The organism is Pseudomonas sp. Kh14, from assembly GCF_900291005.1.
Classification (GTDB): domain Bacteria; phylum Pseudomonadota; class Gammaproteobacteria; order Pseudomonadales; family Pseudomonadaceae; genus Aquipseudomonas; species Aquipseudomonas alloputida.
The window spans coordinates 1-234 of the sequence record NZ_OLKJ01000329.1; the positions used below are offsets into that span (position 1 = coordinate 1).

Annotated in this window: 1 protein-coding gene; it reads right to left on the minus strand. The window is 57.3% G+C overall.

The features are described from left to right. Nucleotides 1-234, minus strand: a 234-nt coding sequence (locus FQ668_RS28930) for a PAS domain-containing protein (RefSeq protein ID WP_218570939.1), incomplete at both ends; no start/stop codon positions are given.

Consider the following 234-nt stretch of genomic DNA (forward strand, 5'->3'; position numbering starts at 1 on the left):
TCGATGAGGTTTGACCGGCAGTGGAGCCATTTCATGGACAGCTCGCCCGTGGTCTCTCCCGAGACGCGGATAAACCTGACATTGATGCCTGTCGGCGGGGTGTGGCCGGATAACGTCGATCGGATCATCTCGGCGACCTTCTCTTTGTCGTCCAGATGTAATCTCTCATAGATCGACGGATACCACCCTTGCGGCAGGGAGCCGAAGATTCTCTGCTGCTCGGGGTTCCTGTAC